Annotated in this window: 16 protein-coding genes and 1 pseudogene; 6 read left to right on the forward strand and 11 right to left on the reverse strand. The window is 70.0% G+C overall.

The features are described from left to right. Positions 1 to 19: 19 nt before the first annotated feature. Entirely contained in the window at positions 20 to 394 is a 375-nt protein-coding gene (locus AB0C15_RS22335) for a hypothetical protein (protein ID WP_357354832.1), read from the forward strand. 87 nt (positions 395 to 481) lie between these two features. Here the strand turns inward: AB0C15_RS22335 and AB0C15_RS22340 are convergent. Both AB0C15_RS22340 and AB0C15_RS22345 read right to left on the reverse strand, forming a co-directional pair. Then, positions 482 to 610, reverse strand: a pseudogene (locus AB0C15_RS22340) (DUF397 domain-containing protein); the annotation flags it as partial. 306 nt (positions 611 to 916) lie between these two features. Next, entirely contained in the window at positions 917 to 1,207 is a 291-nt protein-coding gene (locus tag AB0C15_RS22345; protein WP_357354834.1) for a Scr1 family TA system antitoxin-like transcriptional regulator, read from the reverse strand. Between the two features lie 400 nt (positions 1,208 to 1,607). On the opposite strand from AB0C15_RS22345, the gene AB0C15_RS22350 reads away from it, so the two are divergent. From AB0C15_RS22350 to AB0C15_RS22370, 5 genes are all read left to right on the forward strand, one after another. Next, positions 1,608 to 1,742, forward strand: a complete 135-nt coding sequence (locus tag AB0C15_RS22350) for an FxLD family lanthipeptide (protein ID WP_016815038.1) — start codon at positions 1,608 to 1,610, stop codon at positions 1,740 to 1,742. Positions 1,743 to 1,855: 113 nt separating this feature from the next. After that, on the forward strand, positions 1,856 to 4,882 hold the full coding sequence (locus AB0C15_RS22355) for a lantibiotic dehydratase (RefSeq protein ID WP_357354837.1): 3,027 nt from the start codon (positions 1,856 to 1,858) through the stop codon (positions 4,880 to 4,882). A 44-nt stretch (positions 4,883 to 4,926) separates the two neighbouring features. After that, positions 4,927 to 6,141: a lanthionine synthetase C family protein gene (locus tag AB0C15_RS22360; RefSeq protein ID WP_357354954.1), complete on the forward strand. Its 1,215-nt coding sequence runs from the start codon at positions 4,927 to 4,929 to the stop codon at positions 6,139 to 6,141. A gap of 62 nt (positions 6,142 to 6,203) precedes the next feature. Then, positions 6,204 to 8,240 carry a methyltransferase, FxLD system gene (gene fxlM / locus AB0C15_RS22365; RefSeq protein ID WP_357354956.1) on the forward strand — a complete coding sequence of 679 codons (2,037 nt, stop codon included), beginning with the start codon at positions 6,204 to 6,206 and terminating at the stop codon, positions 8,238 to 8,240. A 110-nt stretch (positions 8,241 to 8,350) separates the two neighbouring features. Further along, the gene (locus tag AB0C15_RS22370) at positions 8,351 to 9,475 is read left to right on the forward strand and encodes a hypothetical protein (RefSeq protein WP_357354839.1); all 1,125 of its coding nucleotides are present in this window, start codon (positions 8,351 to 8,353) and stop codon (positions 9,473 to 9,475) included. Positions 9,476 to 10,206: 731 nt separating this feature from the next. Here AB0C15_RS22370 and hisF read toward each other — a convergent pair. The 9 genes from hisF to AB0C15_RS22415 form a co-directional block, all read right to left on the reverse strand. After that, positions 10,207 to 10,974, reverse strand: coding sequence for an imidazole glycerol phosphate synthase subunit HisF (gene hisF / locus AB0C15_RS22375; RefSeq protein ID WP_357354841.1), 768 nt, complete (start codon positions 10,972 to 10,974; stop codon positions 10,207 to 10,209). A 73-nt stretch (positions 10,975 to 11,047) separates the two neighbouring features. Beyond that, positions 11,048 to 12,043 (reverse strand): NADP-dependent oxidoreductase, encoded by a 996-nt coding sequence (locus tag AB0C15_RS22380; RefSeq protein WP_357354843.1) that lies wholly within the window; start codon positions 12,041 to 12,043, stop codon positions 11,048 to 11,050. 45 nt (positions 12,044 to 12,088) lie between these two features. Further along, positions 12,089 to 12,520 (reverse strand): organic hydroperoxide resistance protein, encoded by a 432-nt coding sequence (locus AB0C15_RS22385; RefSeq protein ID WP_357354957.1) that lies wholly within the window; start codon positions 12,518 to 12,520, stop codon positions 12,089 to 12,091. 5 nt (positions 12,521 to 12,525) lie between these two features. Beyond that, on the reverse strand, positions 12,526 to 12,972 hold the full coding sequence (locus AB0C15_RS22390) for a MarR family transcriptional regulator (protein WP_357354845.1): 447 nt from the start codon (positions 12,970 to 12,972) through the stop codon (positions 12,526 to 12,528). Between the two features lie 77 nt (positions 12,973 to 13,049). Next, a complete protein-coding gene (locus AB0C15_RS22395) occupies positions 13,050 to 13,439 on the reverse strand; it encodes a RidA family protein (RefSeq protein ID WP_357354847.1) in 390 nt (129 codons plus the stop codon). After that, positions 13,436 to 14,161 carry a bifunctional 1-(5-phosphoribosyl)-5-((5-phosphoribosylamino)methylideneamino)imidazole-4-carboxamide isomerase/phosphoribosylanthranilate isomerase PriA gene (priA, locus tag AB0C15_RS22400; RefSeq protein WP_357354849.1) on the reverse strand — a complete coding sequence of 242 codons (726 nt, stop codon included), beginning with the start codon at positions 14,159 to 14,161 and terminating at the stop codon, positions 13,436 to 13,438. The genes AB0C15_RS22395 and priA overlap by 4 nt, the downstream gene beginning before the upstream one ends. 14 nt (positions 14,162 to 14,175) lie before the next feature. Beyond that, positions 14,176 to 14,499 carry a hypothetical protein gene (locus tag AB0C15_RS22405; protein WP_357354851.1) on the reverse strand — a complete coding sequence of 108 codons (324 nt, stop codon included), beginning with the start codon at positions 14,497 to 14,499 and terminating at the stop codon, positions 14,176 to 14,178. Positions 14,500 to 14,535: 36 nt separating this feature from the next. Further along, entirely contained in the window at positions 14,536 to 15,168 is a 633-nt protein-coding gene (gene hisH / locus AB0C15_RS22410; protein ID WP_357354853.1) for an imidazole glycerol phosphate synthase subunit HisH, read from the reverse strand. Between the two features lie 13 nt (positions 15,169 to 15,181). After that, the coding region (locus AB0C15_RS22415; RefSeq protein ID WP_357354961.1) for a hypothetical protein at positions 15,182 to 15,381 on the reverse strand (200 nt) is incomplete at its 5' end.

Here is a 15,381-nt window from a genome sequence, read left to right on the forward strand (position 1 = left end):
GACCAGAGGGAGGACCAGCGTGCAGGTCGAAGAACCAGGGCGCGTGTTCCGCGAGGCATGGGTCGCGGGAGTCCGCAAGCACTACCCCGGCGAACCGAAACCGGGCTACGTCACGCCCTGGGAAGATACGCCCGAATGGGAACGGGAGAGTGCCGCTGCCGTGTATGAGCAGGTCCGCCAGTTTATCGAGGCAGCCGACCGCGCAACCACGAAGCTGACCCGTGAGCAGAAGGGACGCTTCGTCGCCCTGTGCTGGATTGGGCAGATATTCAGACACTTTCCCAACCCGAAGGCTTCCTACGTAGCCGACTGGTCAGACATGCCGGAGTGGCACCAAGAGACGGACTCGGACATCTTCGAGCACATAGAGCAGGCGCTCTTCTCGACGCGCTGAGCAGACGACAGGTCGACAGTAGAGCGCGACTCCCGCTTCATGCCCGCGTCGCCGTCCACTCCTCCTAGTGAACCCCAGCACTGGTCACGTCCGGTCCTTCGAGTCCCGCATGCCCACGGTGCCGTCGAGCGCGAAGGCGACCTCGATGCAGTTGTCGCCACCTCCGAAGCGGCTGGACGTCCGCCAGTTGGTAAACGTCTCGGGGTGCCTGGTCATCTCCCGGTGTAGTCGGGCAGTTCCTCCGCCACGCTGGCGAGGAAGTCGAGGCTGTCGGCGGGGCTGAGGGCCGCGGAACGCAGGCGCTCGCAGGGAGGTGCAGTTGGCAACCTCGTCCGGGTCGGTGAGGACGAGGTCGCTGGTGATGGTGTCGACCGCGACGGCCACCGGATCGCTCGGGTCGGGGTATCGGTAGCTGAAGTACGACATCCGGGGTACCGCGTTGCCCGCGATGCGCGTGGTCAGCCGCAGTACCTGGATCGTGGTCTTCTGCTTTTCGTGACCGACGTTGATCAAGTGATCGAGCTACGCGCGGACGACCTCCGGCGGTGCGGCGTGCCGACGGATCGCGAGCTCATCGATGATTACTTCGTAGGTGGGTCCGCCGGGTCTGTCCAGGACCCGTTGCCGGGCAGCTCGGGCTTCCAATGCTCGCTCCACCGTGAATCTCCGGGGGTAGGCAGCACGATCTGCCACCGCGCGGACCTCGGTATACACCGGGATCTGCAACAGGCCCGGCAGCAGGGTGATGTGGCACTCGGCGATGTGCTCCGCACCTGCTTCCAGGGCCGCGTAGAGGGCCTGGCGTGGTCCCATCTCGACGCGGAACAACCGTGCGGCGACCGGTAAGTCTCCCCCCAACTTTCCCTATTGGCCGGTGTTCCCGGGGCTACCCAAGAACCGCGATCGTGGAAGCACAACAAGCGATGTGTGTACGGCTTGAAGTGGGGGCACGGGGCGACAGTTTCGCGGCGGACCCCCCCACGTCCGAGGTGCGGGGGGGGGCGGCATCGACGCCACGAGCGCTGATCGCCATCCGGCATACCTGGGGCCCCTGCCCGCTGTCACTGCCAATGAGGGCGTGGCGGCGGGCAGGCCGATCGTCGCGAGTTCTCATGGACGCCGTTTAGGAAGACGGATCGATCCGCCAGCCAACGTGCCGGTAGCTGCGGGGGCTACCTGCCCACCCAACATCCCAGTCCCATTGGAGGCTTCCATGAACAGCCTGCTCGCCGTCAGCAACGACCCGTTCGAGCTCGACGTGCAGATCGTCACGGAGGGTCCGGTCGCCGCGGCGCTGCTGGCCGACACGGACGACGGCTGCGACACCGTGAAGGGCAGCGACTGCTGACCGAACACCCCCGCTGGTTCTGGCAGGCGATCCCCCGATGCCTGCCGGAACCGGCACCCCCACAACCAGCCATGTCCCCGCAGGAGCGCTTCGTAACGGAAGGAGGATGCCTCATGTTTCAGTCGGTCGATGCCGCGACGATCCGCATTGCCGCTCACACCTGGCCCGACGGCCCTGCGCCTTGGCCGGACCGGAGCGACGCCGCCGGTATCGCGAACTGGTTGCAAGCGACGTGGCGGAAGGTCGGCCTGGCCGAAGCTGTCTGGGCCGCCAGCCCCGAGTTCGCTGCTCGCGTAGAAGCGGTACTCGCCACAGGGTGCACCACGCCGGACCGAGGGTGGCGGATGGCGCTGGCGCTGGCGCGGTACCTGGTCCGGGCAAAGCGGCGTGCGACGCCCTTCGGGTTGTTCTCGGGGGTGGCGGCTCTTCGGTTCGATACGGTGGCTGCGGTGGTGCCGGCAGGGCGGCCCGCGATCCGGGTACGGCCGGACGCGAGTTGGCTCGCGTCCCTGATCGCGCGCCTGGAAGCTGAGCCCGACGTACGCCGCCGTCTGCCGGTGCAGGCGAACAACCTGGCGCTGGTGAACGGACCTCGGATCGTCGTGGCGCGCCGGCCGCACGCCTCTGCACGTACGGAGTCGACCTCGGTCAGGAGCACCGCAGCGGTACGGCTGGCGATGTCACTCACCCCCACCCCGTTGCCGTGGGGTGAGCTGGTCGACACGGTCGCTACTGCGTTTCCAGGCTTTCCACGCGCGTCCGCTGACGCGATGGTTGCCGGCCTGGTGGACCACGGCCTGTTGATCTCCGCTCTTCGACCCCCGTCGACGTGCACGGACCTGATCAGGCATGTCCTGGACACCCTCGATGCGATGTTCGACGGTGATCCTGAGGGACAGCGAGCACTTCGGGCCGAACTGCGCTCGCTGCATCGCTATCTCCGTGGTACCAGCGCAGGAAACGCGAAGTACCTTCGTGGGCTCGCCGACGAAATGCGCAGCGTGGCACCGGCCACCCAGCCGCTCGCGGTGGATCTTCAGCTCGCGGATCAGGTCGCCCTGCCGGAGCAGGTCGCCGCCGAGATCGCCGCATCGGTGGAGGTGCTACGACGGCTGACGCCAGATCCGGCGGGGCGGCCAGAGTGGCGTGCGTACCGTGCCCGGTTCGTCGACCGCTACGGGATGACGGCTGTGGTGCCACTCGCTCGGCTGGTAGATCCGCTAGTCGGGTTGGGCTTCCCAGCACACCTCGCCAGTGTGGGCAAGGCGCCTGCGGTTCTGCTCTCCGGCCGTGACGAGCGCCTCCTCGCGATGGCTCAGCAGGCGGTGATCGCCGGTGCTCGTGAGGTGGTTCTCGATGACGCGGCCGTCGAATGGCTCGGCGGCACTGGCCATGTAACTGGGCCTGTCAGCCCTCACGTCGACGTTTCGGTAGAGGTCCGAGCGGTCTCGCTGGAGGCGCTGGCACAGGGACGGTTCACCGTCGCGCTGACCGGAATGGGCCGCTCGGCGATGGCGACGAGCGGGCGGTTCCTCGACGGGCTGCCCTACGCCGATCGGGAGTTGATGTGCCGGGAGTTCGCCTGCCTTCCGGTCGCAGTGGCCGGGGGCATGCCGGCGCAGCTGAGCTTCCCGCCGCGCAAGCTACACAGCCAGAACGTGCTCAACTCCCGGCAGGTACTCCCGTGGCTGATCAGCCTCGCCGAGCACCGACCCGTGACCGAGAACGTAGTTGGCCTCGACGACCTCGGTGTGACCGCCGGCCGCGATCGGCTGGTGCTGGTGTCGATGTCGCGGCGGCGGGTGGTGGAGCCGACAGTGGCGCATGCCGCCGCCGTACACACGATGCCGCTGCTCGGCCGGTTCCTCCTGGAGTTGCCGCGAGCCACGGATGCCCGGCTGAAACCGTTCGATTGGGGTGCGGCGTCCTGCCTGCCGTTTCGACCCGCGTTGAGGCACGGGCGCGTCCTCCTGGTGGCGGCCCGGTGGCGGGTCGATCCGACGGCCCTGCCCGGTGCGGACGCAAGCGACGGCGAATGGTTGTCGGCCTGGGAGGCGCTGCGGACGCGGCTGCGGCTGCCGGCATGGGTGCAGGTCGGTAAGGGTGACCAGCGGCTTCGGCTCCACCTCGATCAGTCCATGGATCGTGGCCTGCTGCGTGCCCACCTGGACGCCAGTGCCGGACCGGTAACCGTGGTGGACGCGGCGAGCCCGGAGGACTTCGGTTGGCTCTCCGGCCGCGCCCACGAGATCGTCGTGCCAGTCGCCTCGACGGTTGAGCCCGCTGCCGCGCCGGCTGCGGTTACCGCGCGAGGCGCATGGCCTCCGCCCGTTCCCCCCGAGCCGGTCATACCGGGTGCCGGTGGCCTGCTGTCCGCTTCGTTGGCCGTCGATGCTTCGACGATGGACCTGGTGCTGCGAGGGCTGCCCGCGCTGTTCGCCGACTGGCCCGAGCCGCCGCTGTGGTGGTTCGTGCGCATGCGACGTCCCACCCCGCAGCTTCGACTACGACTGCACACCGACGACTACGGCGACGCGGCGGTACGGGTCGGGCGGTGGGTCGCCGGGCTCCGACAGCAGCGCCTTGCCGGCGATTGGAGCCTGGACACCTACTACACCGAGTCTGGTCGCTACGGCTGCGGTACCGCGCTGGCAGCGGCCGAGAAATTGTTCGCCGCCGACTCCACCGCAGCCCTGGCACAGTTGGCAGTGCAGCCCGAGTCTGGCATCGATCGGCAGGCACTGACCGCCTTGAGCTTGGTCGACCTGGCCGCCTCGATGCTCGGCAACCGCATCGACGGATGCGAGTGGCTGGTGGCGCGCCCCGAGCAGCCTGGGCAGGCAACGGTCCAGCGGGACGTGCTGCGTCAAGCGGTCGCCCTCGACCCGAGCGAACTTCCCGAGCCCATCCAGCATCCATGGCAGGAACGCTCCAGGGCCGCAACCCGGTACGCCGCCGAACTGTCCGCCGTCGCCGGCCCGCTCACCCCCGCCTCGGTGCTCGCGTCACTGATACACCTGCACGTCATTCGCGCTCTCGGCCCCGACGAAGACGCTGAACAGCTCACGTATCGGTTGGCCCGCCATGTCGCGCTGGCGGCGGTGCGCCGCCGGGTTCGCGCTGTAGGAGCATCCCGATGATCGAAACACCGCTGAGGACTCCGTTGCTACGGGCGGCAGAGGCGATGGCCGCATGTATCACCGACACCCTGACCGAGCCGCCGCCCCCGGACTTCGCAGCGGACGACTACGGGCCACGCAGCACCCGCTGGTACGCCCAGTCGCTGTCCCGTGGTGCCGCCGGAGTGGCACTCCTGCACGGGGTGCGAGCGCAGACAGGACACGCTGGGTGGGAACCGGTCCATGCATGGCTGCGACGCGCGACCGCTGACACGCTGAACAGCGGCAGCGGAGCCGGACTCTGGTTCGGCGCACCCGCTGTCACCCACGCGCTGACCATAGCCATGCCGCACTCTCACTCAGCAGCCCTGGACGCGCTTGATCATGCCCTCGACGATCTGGTGGAACGCCGCCTGGCCGCTGCCACGGCACGCCTCACGGCGGGTGCCCGCCCCTCGCTGTCGGAGTTCGACCTCGTACGCGGACTGACTGGCCTGGGCGCCCACCTGTTGCGCCGTGCCCCGCAGGGACATCTGCTCCGGCGGGTGCTGGCGTACCTGGTTCGGCTGACCGAGCCGGTGCACACCGACGACGCTGCGGGCCGGTTCGCGCCGGGGTGGTGGAGCGCAGACGCCGCCGACCGCGAAGGTTCGGAGCAGGGCGGGCATGCCAACGTCGGCATGGCGCACGGCGTCACCGGCCCATTGGCCCTCCTGGCTCTGGCGATGCGGCAGGACATCCGGGTGTCGGGGCATGCGGAGGCGATCCGCCGGATCTGCACGTGGCTCGACTGCTGGCAACAGACAGGCCCTGCGGGACCGTGGTGGCCGGAGAAAATCACCGTCGCTGAGTTGCACGCCGGGAAGCCCTCCATGAGCGGACCGGCACGGCCGTCCTGGTGCTACGGCACCCCCGGCGTCGCCCGCGCCCAGCAGCTAGCCGGGATCGCTATCGACGACGCCGCCCGGCAAGAGGCGGCAGAAGAGGCCCTGACCCGCTGCCTGGCCGAACCCCTTCAACTCAGCCGGATCGTCGATCCGTCGTTGTGTCACGGCTGGGCAGGGCTTGCCGCTACGGCCTGGTACGCCGCCGCCGACGCCCGCACCACCAGCCTCCAGAAGCAGCTGCCCCAGATCGCGCGCCTGCTGATCCGGCACGCCACGGACACCACCCCGGCACGATCCGGCTTGATCGCAGGCCCGTCCGGGATCGCCCTCACCCTGCACACCGTCGCGACCGGCACCGACATTCGCTGGGCCACCAGCCTGCTGATCAACTAGACAAGGAGGGCGTCGTGGATCTCGATTCCGAACCTGACACCGAGCCACCAGGCGTAGCGCCGGTGAGCCGATGGCGCCAGATCAACCTGACCTTCTCGGACTGGCAGACCGCTGAGGATTTCGCCGCAACGCGGCTCGCCCCTGAGCTCACCGCTGCGGAAGACCACCAGGCGATCACCGCCTTCTGGTTCATCCGTAAGAGCGAGACGTGGCGGCTACGGCTCCTGCCCGGCGACCGGCTCGCCCAGGTCTACGCCCTCCTCGCTGCCATCACCGACGACGACCGCATCCGCGGTGTCACCGAGCCCGTCTACCGGCCCGAGGCGTACGCCTTCGGCGGGGACCAGGCAATGACGATCGCCCATACCCTTTTCCACGCGGACAGCCGCCACATCCTCGGCCACCTCGCCACCACCGGCGGCACCCATCGGCGTGAACTCGGCGTCCTGCTCGCCACTCGCCTCATGCACGCCGCCGGACTGGAGTTCTTCGAGCAGGGCGACGTCTGGCGGCTTCTCGCCTCGCGCCGGCACCAGCCGAACGCCCCCGCGCCGAGCCCACGGCTCATCGCGGCCGTGCAGCGCCTACTCACCGCAGCCGACGACACAGCCAGAAGCCCTCTGGTCATCACCCCGCGATGGCCACAAGCCCACGAGCAGGCGGGCAGGGATCTCGGCTTCCTTGACCGACACGGCGCGCTGACCCGCGACCTACGCGAGGTGCTGACCCACCACCTTGTGTTCCTGTTCAACCGGCTCGGCACCTCCGCCGTTGACACCTGGCTACTCGCGACGGCGGCCGTGACCGCCGCCTTCCACCACCAGTTCGACACCCCATCCGGCTATCAACCTGCCGCCAAGATCGGAAGTAGGGTCAATGCAGTGAACAATTCCCCCACCGCACCGGGAACGTCGAGTGCAGCGACGTTGCGCGAACAACTCGCCAGCACGCTCGAACAGCGCGGCCACATCCGATCCGCCACCGTCGCGCACGCGTTCCGTAAGGTGCACCGCGAGCAGTTCCTTCCCGGTGTCGACCTGGAAACCGTCTATACCCGCCGCCAGATCGTCACCAAACGAGACCCCAGCGGTGCCGCGTTGTCGTCCGCGTCGAGCCCCAGCCTCGTCGCGGACATGCTCGAACAACTCGCCCCGCAACCCGGCCACCGCGTCCTGGAGATCGGCGCGGCCAGCGGCATCAACGCCGCCCTGCTCGCCGAACTGACCAGCCCCGGCGGCACGGTCGTCACCATCGAACTCGACCAGGACCTCGCCGGCGGCGCCCGCGCCAGCCTCGACCGCGCCGGCTACGACACCGTGAAGGTGATCTGCGGCGACGGAGCCTTCGGCGACCCCCATCACGCGCCCTACGACCGGATCATCGTCACCGCCGGAGCGTGGGACATCTCCGCCGCTTGGTGGGAACAACTCTCCGACCACGGCCGCATCGTCGTGCCCCTGCGCGTTCACGAGAGCGGCCTGACCCGATGCTTCGCCTTCGACCGCATCGGCACCTTCCAGCTCGTCAGCACCACAACGCCGCTGGTCTGCGGATTCGTCCCCATGCGCGGCAGCACCGAACACACCGACCACCACGTACGCCTGGACACCGACGTGGTCCTCAAACTCGACGCCGCCGACCAGCCCGACCGCACCGCGCTCGCCAAGGCTCTGAGTCACCCCCGGCTTGAGCGCTGGACCGGCATCCAGGTCAGCGACGCCGACCCGATCGGCCACCTCGACCTGTGGCTCCTCGTGCACGCCAACAAGCCGTTCGGCCGCCTCGGCGTCGGCGATACCGCCCGCACCAGCGGACTAGTCACCCCCGCCTACCGGTGGGCCGGTGCCGCCATCTACCACGGCGGCACCATCGCCTACCTCGCCTTCCAGGAGGCGGGCAACGGCCACCACGAACTCGGCGCAATCGCCCACGGCCCGAACGCCAACACGCTCGCCGCCGAACTGACCAACCTGCTCGACCAATGGGACGAGGCGAACCGCCCCAACCAGCCCACCGTCGCCGCGCACCGCGCAGGAACCCGGCCCGCCGACCACGGCGACATCAGCCGAGCCGACACGATCCTCACAATCTCCTTCTGACCGCCTTCAGACCGGGGCGGCCCCGGTGGACGCGCGCAGCTGAGCCGTCACGTACGACCTGAACACACCTCGTTGCCCACATGCGGCCTTCCGCAGCGGATGAGGACACCATGACTCCATCTCGTGCCGCCACCATCGCGGCCCGCTTCCCTCTCGTCGCCCGCAAGCGACCACCCGCCAAACCACTGGACGCTCGGGTAGACCGGCTCGTCAGGCTTGCCGAGACCGCACACCGCGAGAGCGACCCGGACAAGGCGTCCATGGTGTTCAACGGGGCGGCCCTCATCGCCTCCGACTGCGGAGACACCAGTCTTGCCCGCGCCTGGTGCCGCCGCCACGCCAGCCTCTACCTCAGCCAAGCCCCGCTGAACGGCTACACGGCCCGCTTCGCTCTCGAACCAGTCGTCAACCTCGCTCGCCTGCGCATTCGTGGCGGCGACGGCGACGGCGCGTACCGCCTACTCACCCACCTGTACACGGCCATCGTCGGCGGCACTCCCGCTTCTCTGGACGACCTGGAATTACATCCTCGACAGCTTCCCGCCGATCCCGAAGAGCTCAACCACATCATCGGTTGGCTGCGCGGCATCCTGCTCTCCGACGGAACCCGTGCCCTCACCCTTGCCGGACGGTGGGACGACGCCGTGAACCACTTACGCCGATACGACGGGATCGGACCGACCCTCCTTGATGGACGACAGGTCGCGATCATCGCTCATCTCCTGCAAGACGAAGGGCCGCCAGCCGCGGCCCTCCTCGCGGCCACCGAGATCGAGGCGCCGTGGGAGCAAGCGGTGCATGGGCTCCTCAACACCTGGCAGGAGTCGGCCCTGGGGGCGGTCGCCGTCGACCACGCTGACCTCATCGAGCGAGTGTCAGCCGTACCGCGAACTCCCGGGCTCGCAGTGTTCCGCGTCCGCCTCGGACTGACGGCCCTGGACCTTTCGGCGGGCATGCCAATTGAGGTTGTAGACAACCTGACCAAACAAGTGGTGGCAGATGCGATCCACGACGAGGACGCCAACGCGGCACGCGACCTCATCAATCACCCGGCTGTCGCGGTCGAACACCAAGAGGCGTTACGCCCGTTGATAAAGGCGAGCGGGTTAGACCAGGGCTACCTCCCAGCTACGGCGAATGATCCGCTTTCCGTGGCGCTCGATCTGGCCGGGGCCTCAATCGCTATGCGACGTGATCGAGGTCGGGGAGCAGGATTACGTGCGCGGACGCAGTGATCTGACTCCACAAGTCACCCGTGTCGGTGACCAGCTCCAGATGCACGGCCACGGTTCGTTGAACGGGGAAGGTCCGGCGTTGCGGGTATACGGCACGTCGCTCGGCCCAAGCCCTAGACCGGCACTCGTTCGGATATGCGCCTTGCGCTTAACGCCATCGTCGAGGCCGTGGTGAGCACGACCTATCTGGCCAGCGTGGCACTGGAAGAGGTCGAACGAGCCCAGGCGGAACTCGAACGCCACCTGACGGTCCGACCGTCCGGAGAGTGTGTGACGTGCGGTGAAGTCGAGCCGTGCCTCGGACGCCAAGAGGCCGGCACCACGATCATCAAGTATGGGCGTCTGCCACGCCGTCGACCAGGCGCTTCAGGAGTACGGCGCGCCGCGCCGACCACGGTGGGCGCTGCCCCGATCTCATGGTTCGCGTTGGCGACCGACGGCGACGGTCACGAGGTGACCGGGACGCTATCCGAGGCGTAGGCGCGCACGGGCATCCCGCAGTTCGGTCGCGAATGGGGAGCTCGGGCTTATCGACCGCGCTCGACGTGTCAGTCCACCTGGCGCAGCAGTTTCCGACGGGATCGACGGGATCTGTGTCTGCCCTTCCGGTGATGTCCACCCCTTGCCCTCGGCACCTGCGCCCGGTGCTGGGCATGGGCGGGGGCGTTCGCGAATCTGATCGCGCACGACGCGTACCACCTGGGCCCGGCGCGGACGGTGGTCCCGCCTGGCTAGCGCACCGGGTGGCCGCTGCCGCGCAGCGCGTCCTTGACCTCGGCGACGGTCAGCTCGCCGAAGTGGAAGACACTTGCGGCGAGCACCGCGTCCGCGCCGGCGCCGATCGCGGGCGGAAAGTGGGCCACCTCGCCCGCGCCGCCACTGGCCACCACCGGCACGTCCACCACCGCCCGCACCGCGGCGATCAGCTCCAGGTCGAAGCCCGCCTTGGTGCCGTCGGCATCCATCGAGTTGAGTAGGATCTCGCCGGCGCCCAACTCGGCGCTGCGGGCCGCCCACCGCACGGCGTCCATGCCGGTGCCACGTCGGCCGCCGTGGGTGGTGACCTCGAAGCCGCTCGGCGTCACGCCGTCGGGGGCCCGTCGTACGTCGAGGGAGAGCACGAGCACCTGCCGGCCGAACCGGTCGGCGATCTCGGCGATCAGCTCCGGACGGGCGATGGCGGCGGTGTTCACGCCGACCTTGTCGGCCCCGGCGCGCAGCAGCGTGTCGACGTCGGCGACCTGTCGGACACCGCCACCGACGGTCAGCGGGATGAACACCGACTCGGCGGTGCGGCGCACCACGTCGAGCATGGTGCCCCGGTCACTGGAGGACGCGGTGACGTCGAGGAAGGTCAACTCGTCCGCACCGGCCCGGTCGTACGCGGCGGCCAGCTCCACCGGGTCGCCGGCGTCGCGCAGGTCGAGGAAGTTGACCCCCTTGACCACCCGCCCGGCGTCCACGTCCAGACAGGGGATCACCCGTACCGCCACCGTCATGCCGCGAGCCTATCCTCCGCACGCGCGACGGCGGTCGACCCGATCGGGTCGACCGCCGTAGACGAGTTGTGCGTCACACCTTGACGAGCATCTTGCCGAGGTTGTCGCCGCGCAGCAGGCCGAGGAACGCGGCCGGGGCGTTCTCGATGCCGTCCACGATCGTCTCGTCGTAGGACAGCGAGCCGTCGCGCAGCCAGCCCGCGACGTCCCGGACGAACGCCGCCCGCACGTCGTTGTGGTCGTTGACCAGGAAGCCGCGCAGGGTGAGCCGCTTGCCGATGACGAGCGCCAGGTTGCGCGGCGCGGCCGGCGCCTCGGTGGCGTTGTACTGCGCGATCATGCCGCAGATGGCGGCCCGTCCGTGCAGGTTCATGGCCGAGATCGCGGCTTCCAGGTGGTCACCGCCGACGTTGTCGAAGTAGACGTCGACACCGTCCGGGGCGGCCGCCCGAAGCCCTTCACGGACCCCGTCGTGGTAGTCGAAGGCCGCGTCGAAGCCGAGCGCCAGCAGCCGCTCGACCTTGGCCGGCGAGCCGGCGCTGCCGACCACCCGGCCGGCGCCCTTGAGCTTGGCGATCTGGCCGACCAGGCTGCCCACCGCGCCGGCCGCGGCGGAGACGAAGACCGTCTCGCCGGGCTTCATCGCGGCCACCTCGAGCAGCCCGGCGTACGCGGTCAGCCCGGTCATCCCGAGCACGCTCAGGTACGCGGTGGCCGGGGCGACACCGGGGTCGACCGGGCGGGCGGCGGTGGCGTCGAGCAGCGCGTACTCCCGCCAGCCCAGCCCGTGCAGGACGGTGGCGCCGACGGCGATCTCCGCCGCCTCGCTGGCCACCACCTCGCCGATCGCGCCACCGTCGAGCGGCGCGTCGAGCGCGAACGGCGCCACGTACGACTTGACGTCGTTCATCCGTCCACGCATGTACGGGTCGACGGACATGTACTGGTTGCGGACCACGATCTGGCCCGGCCCGGGCGTCGGGACGTCGGTCTCGACGAGTCGGAAGTTGTCGTCGGTGGGCCAGCCCTGGGGGCGGCTGGCCAGGTGGATCTCGCGGTTGCTGGTCACGGGGTGGTCGTCCTCTCGTCCGCGGATGGGGGCTGCGACGCGGTGTCAGGCGGGCAGGGTCTCGCGAACGGTGAGCGTGACGTCGACGTTGCCGCGGGTGGCGTTGGAGTACGGGCAGACCTGGTGGGCCTGCTCGACGATCTGCTCGGCGGCCTCGCGGGCCACGGCCGGCAGGTCGACGACGAGCTGCACGGTGAGCCCGAAACCGCCGCTGCCGTTCGGGCCGATGCCCACCTCGGCGCCGACCACGGAACCGGTCACGTCGGCCTTGGCCCGCCGGGCAACCAGGCGCAGCGCGCTGTGGAAGCAGGCCGCGTAGCCGGCGGCGAAGAGTTGCTCGGGGTTGGCCGCGCCACCCGCGCCACCCATTTCCTTCGGCACGGCCAGGTCGAGGGCGAAGGTGCCGTCGGAGGTCTCGACGTGGCCGTCCCGGCCGTCGCCGCTGGCGGTCGCGGATGCGGTGTAGAGAACCTGCATGGTGGTCACTGCTCCTTCTGTCGATGGATGGTGTCGGTGACCCGGGTGAGGGTGTCGCGAAGCGCGACCAGCTCACCGAGACCCAGCCCGGTCGCCTGCGCGATCCGCAACGGGACGTCGCAGAGTTGCTCGCGCAGCGACCGGCCCTGCTCGGTGAGGCCGACCTCGACCCGCCGTTCGTCGCGGGCCGACCGCCGACGCACCACCAGGCCCGCCCCCTCCAGCCGCTTGAGCAGCGGGGAGAGCGTGCCGGAGTCGAGTCGCAGCTCGGCGCCCAGCTCGGAGACCGTGGGGGCGTCGTCGGGGCGCTCCCAGAGCACCAGCAGCACCAGGTACTGCGGGTAGGTCAACCCGACCTCGTCGAGGATCGGCCGGTAGACGTCGGTGAGTGCGCGCGACGCGGCGTAGAGCGCGAAGCACACCTGCCGGCGCAGCACCAGGTCATCGGTCACCGTTGAACTGTAGCCCACAATTAAGTTGTGCACAACTTATCGGGCCGGCGATCGACCACCGGGCCGTCGCGGGTCCCTCAGCGCTCGCCGAGGTACGCCTCCAACTCGACCTCCACCAGATGCTCCGGGTGCAGCAGAGCGGCCACCACCACCAGGGTCGCCGCCGGCCGGACCGCACCGAAGACCACGTTGTGCGCCCGGCCCACCTCGTCGGCGTGCAACCGGTCCGTCACGTACATCCTGGTCCGGACCACGTCGCCTGGCTCCGCACCCACCTCGGCGAGCGCGGCCAGCCCGACCCGCAGCGCCTGCGCGGTCTGCGCGGCCGCGTCACCGACGTGCACCACCTGGCCGTCCACGGTCGACGTGCAGCCCGCGGTGAAGGCCCGGTCACCGGCCCGGACCACCCGGGAGTAGCCGTAGTGCTGCTCCCACGGGCCACCGGACCCCAGCCGGGTGACCGTCACGCCTCGGCCAGCGTCCGCAGCGCCTCGGCCACCGTGAAGGCGCCCGCGTAGAGCGCCTTACCGGCGATCACGCCCTCCACCCCGACCGACTCCAGGGTCGCCAACGCCCGCAGGTCGTCCAGGGTGGACACCCCGCCCGAGGCGATCACCGGCCGGTCGGTGCGGGCACACACCTCGCGCAGCAGATCCAGGTTCGGCCCGCGCATCGTGCCGTCCTTGGTGATGTCGGTGACCACGTACCGGCTCGCGCCCGCCTTGTCCAACCGCTCCAGCACCTCGTACAGGTCACCGCCGTCCCGGGTCCACCCCCGCGCCGACAGGGTGTGGCCCCGCACGTCAAGCCCGATGGCCACCCGGTCGCCGTACTCCGCGACCACCCGGTCACACCAGACCGGGTCCTCCAGGGCGGCGGTGCCGATGTTCACCCGGGCCGCCCCGGTGCCCAACGCGGCGCGCAGCGACTCGTCGTCGCGGATGCCACCCGACAACTCCACCTTGACGTCCAACTGGCGCACCACCTCCGCGAGCAGGTGCGCGTTGGTGCCCCGCCCGAACGCCGCGTCCAGGTCGACCAGGTGGATCCACTCCGCACCGTCCTGCTGCCAGGCCAGCGCGGCGTCCAACGGGTCGCCGTAGGTGCTCTCGCTTCCGAGGGCACCCTGGACGAGCCGGACGGCCCGGCCGTCGGCGACATCCACGGCGGGCAACAGGGTCAGGCTCACAGTCTTCTCCTCGGTCAGGTACGACGGTCCAGGGCGATCACCACGATCGCCGGCAGTACGAGCAGCAAGAGCACGATCAGCGCGATACGCAACGCCATGTTGTCGACGAACGACCAGATCAGGATCAACGCCGCGCCGGTGAGCAGCACGATCGCCGCCCGCTCACCCCGGGTGTGCCGGGCCAGCCGCCCGGAGCGACCCCGCCGCAGCCGCGGCGTCAAGCCACGCACCACCGCGCGGCGACGCTGACGGCGGGCGACCTGGCGCTGCCGGACCGCCCGCTCCCGGGCCTGCTCCGCTTCCCGCTCCGCCCGTCGGCGGGCGCGCTCACGGCTCACCGCGGCACCCGCCGGTCGGGCACCGCGCGACGACGCTCAGCCACCGTTTGACAACGTGGCGAGCCAGTTGCGCAACAGCGCGGCACCGGTGTCGGCGGACTTCTCCGGGTGGAACTGGGCCGCCGACAACGAGCCCCGCTCCACCGCGGCGACGAAATCCGTGTCGTGGTGGGCGGTGGTCACCGTGGCACCGGCGGCGGCAAGCGCCGCCGGATCGCCCATCGCGTACGAATGGACGAAGTAGAACCGGCTCTGCTCCGCCAACCCGGCGAACAACACCGACTCGCGGGGGGCCCGGACCGTGTTCCAGCCCATGTGCGGCAACCTGGTGGCCGCCAGTCTGGTCACCCCGCCGGGCAGCAGCCCCAACCCCTTGGTCACCACCCCGTGCTCGTCGCCGTGCTCGAAGAGCACCTGCATGCCCACGCAGATGCCGAGCACCGGCCGGCCAGCGGCCACCCGTTCGGCGATCACCGGGCCAGCGCCGAGCGCCTCGATCCCCGCCATGCACGCCGCGTACGCACCCACACCCGGCACCACGAGACCGTCCGCGGCAGCCGCCGCGGCCAGGTCGTCGGTCACCCGGACATCCGCACCGGCGGCGGCCAGCGCCCGCTCCGCCGAGCGCAGGTTGCCCGAGCCGTAGTCGAGCACCACCACGTCACTCATGTCGCCACCCCGATCACCCGTTCTCCGGCAGCAGCCGCAGCACCCCGGCAGCCGTGGCGAGCACCGCGAGCACCGCGGTGATCAGCACGGCCCCCTTCGGCGCGCCCTGCCGGTAGAGCGACCAGGTGCCACCCGCGAGCACCCCGGCCAGGATCAACAACAACGTCGGCAACGCGGCACCCATCAGAGCCGCCTTCCATTCGCGACTGCGGG

The sequence above is a fragment of the Micromonospora sp. NPDC048835 genome, assembly GCF_040649995.1.
Lineage (GTDB): Bacteria > Actinomycetota > Actinomycetes > Mycobacteriales > Micromonosporaceae > Micromonospora.

Excerpts from the sequence above, each read along its gene's own strand:
- hisF (WP_357354841.1), bottom strand. The coding sequence starts at position 10,974 with ATGACGGTGGCGGTACGGGTGATCCCCTGTCTGGACGTGGACGCCGGG.
- AB0C15_RS22345 (WP_357354834.1), bottom strand. The coding sequence starts at position 1,207 with ATGGGACCACGCCAGGCCCTCTACGCGGCCCTGGAAGCAGGTGCGGAG.
- AB0C15_RS22355 (WP_357354837.1), top strand. The coding sequence starts at position 1,856 with ATGTTTCAGTCGGTCGATGCCGCGACGATCCGCATTGCCGCTCACACC.
- AB0C15_RS22385 (WP_357354957.1), bottom strand. The coding sequence starts at position 12,520 with ATGCAGGTTCTCTACACCGCATCCGCGACCGCCAGCGGCGACGGCCGG.
- AB0C15_RS22350 (WP_016815038.1), top strand. The coding sequence starts at position 1,608 with ATGAACAGCCTGCTCGCCGTCAGCAACGACCCGTTCGAGCTCGACGTG.
- hisH (WP_357354853.1), bottom strand. The coding sequence starts at position 15,168 with ATGAGTGACGTGGTGGTGCTCGACTACGGCTCGGGCAACCTGCGCTCG.
- AB0C15_RS22370 (WP_357354839.1), top strand. The coding sequence starts at position 8,351 with ATGACTCCATCTCGTGCCGCCACCATCGCGGCCCGCTTCCCTCTCGTC.
- AB0C15_RS22360 (WP_357354954.1), top strand. The coding sequence starts at position 4,927 with ATGGCCGCATGTATCACCGACACCCTGACCGAGCCGCCGCCCCCGGAC.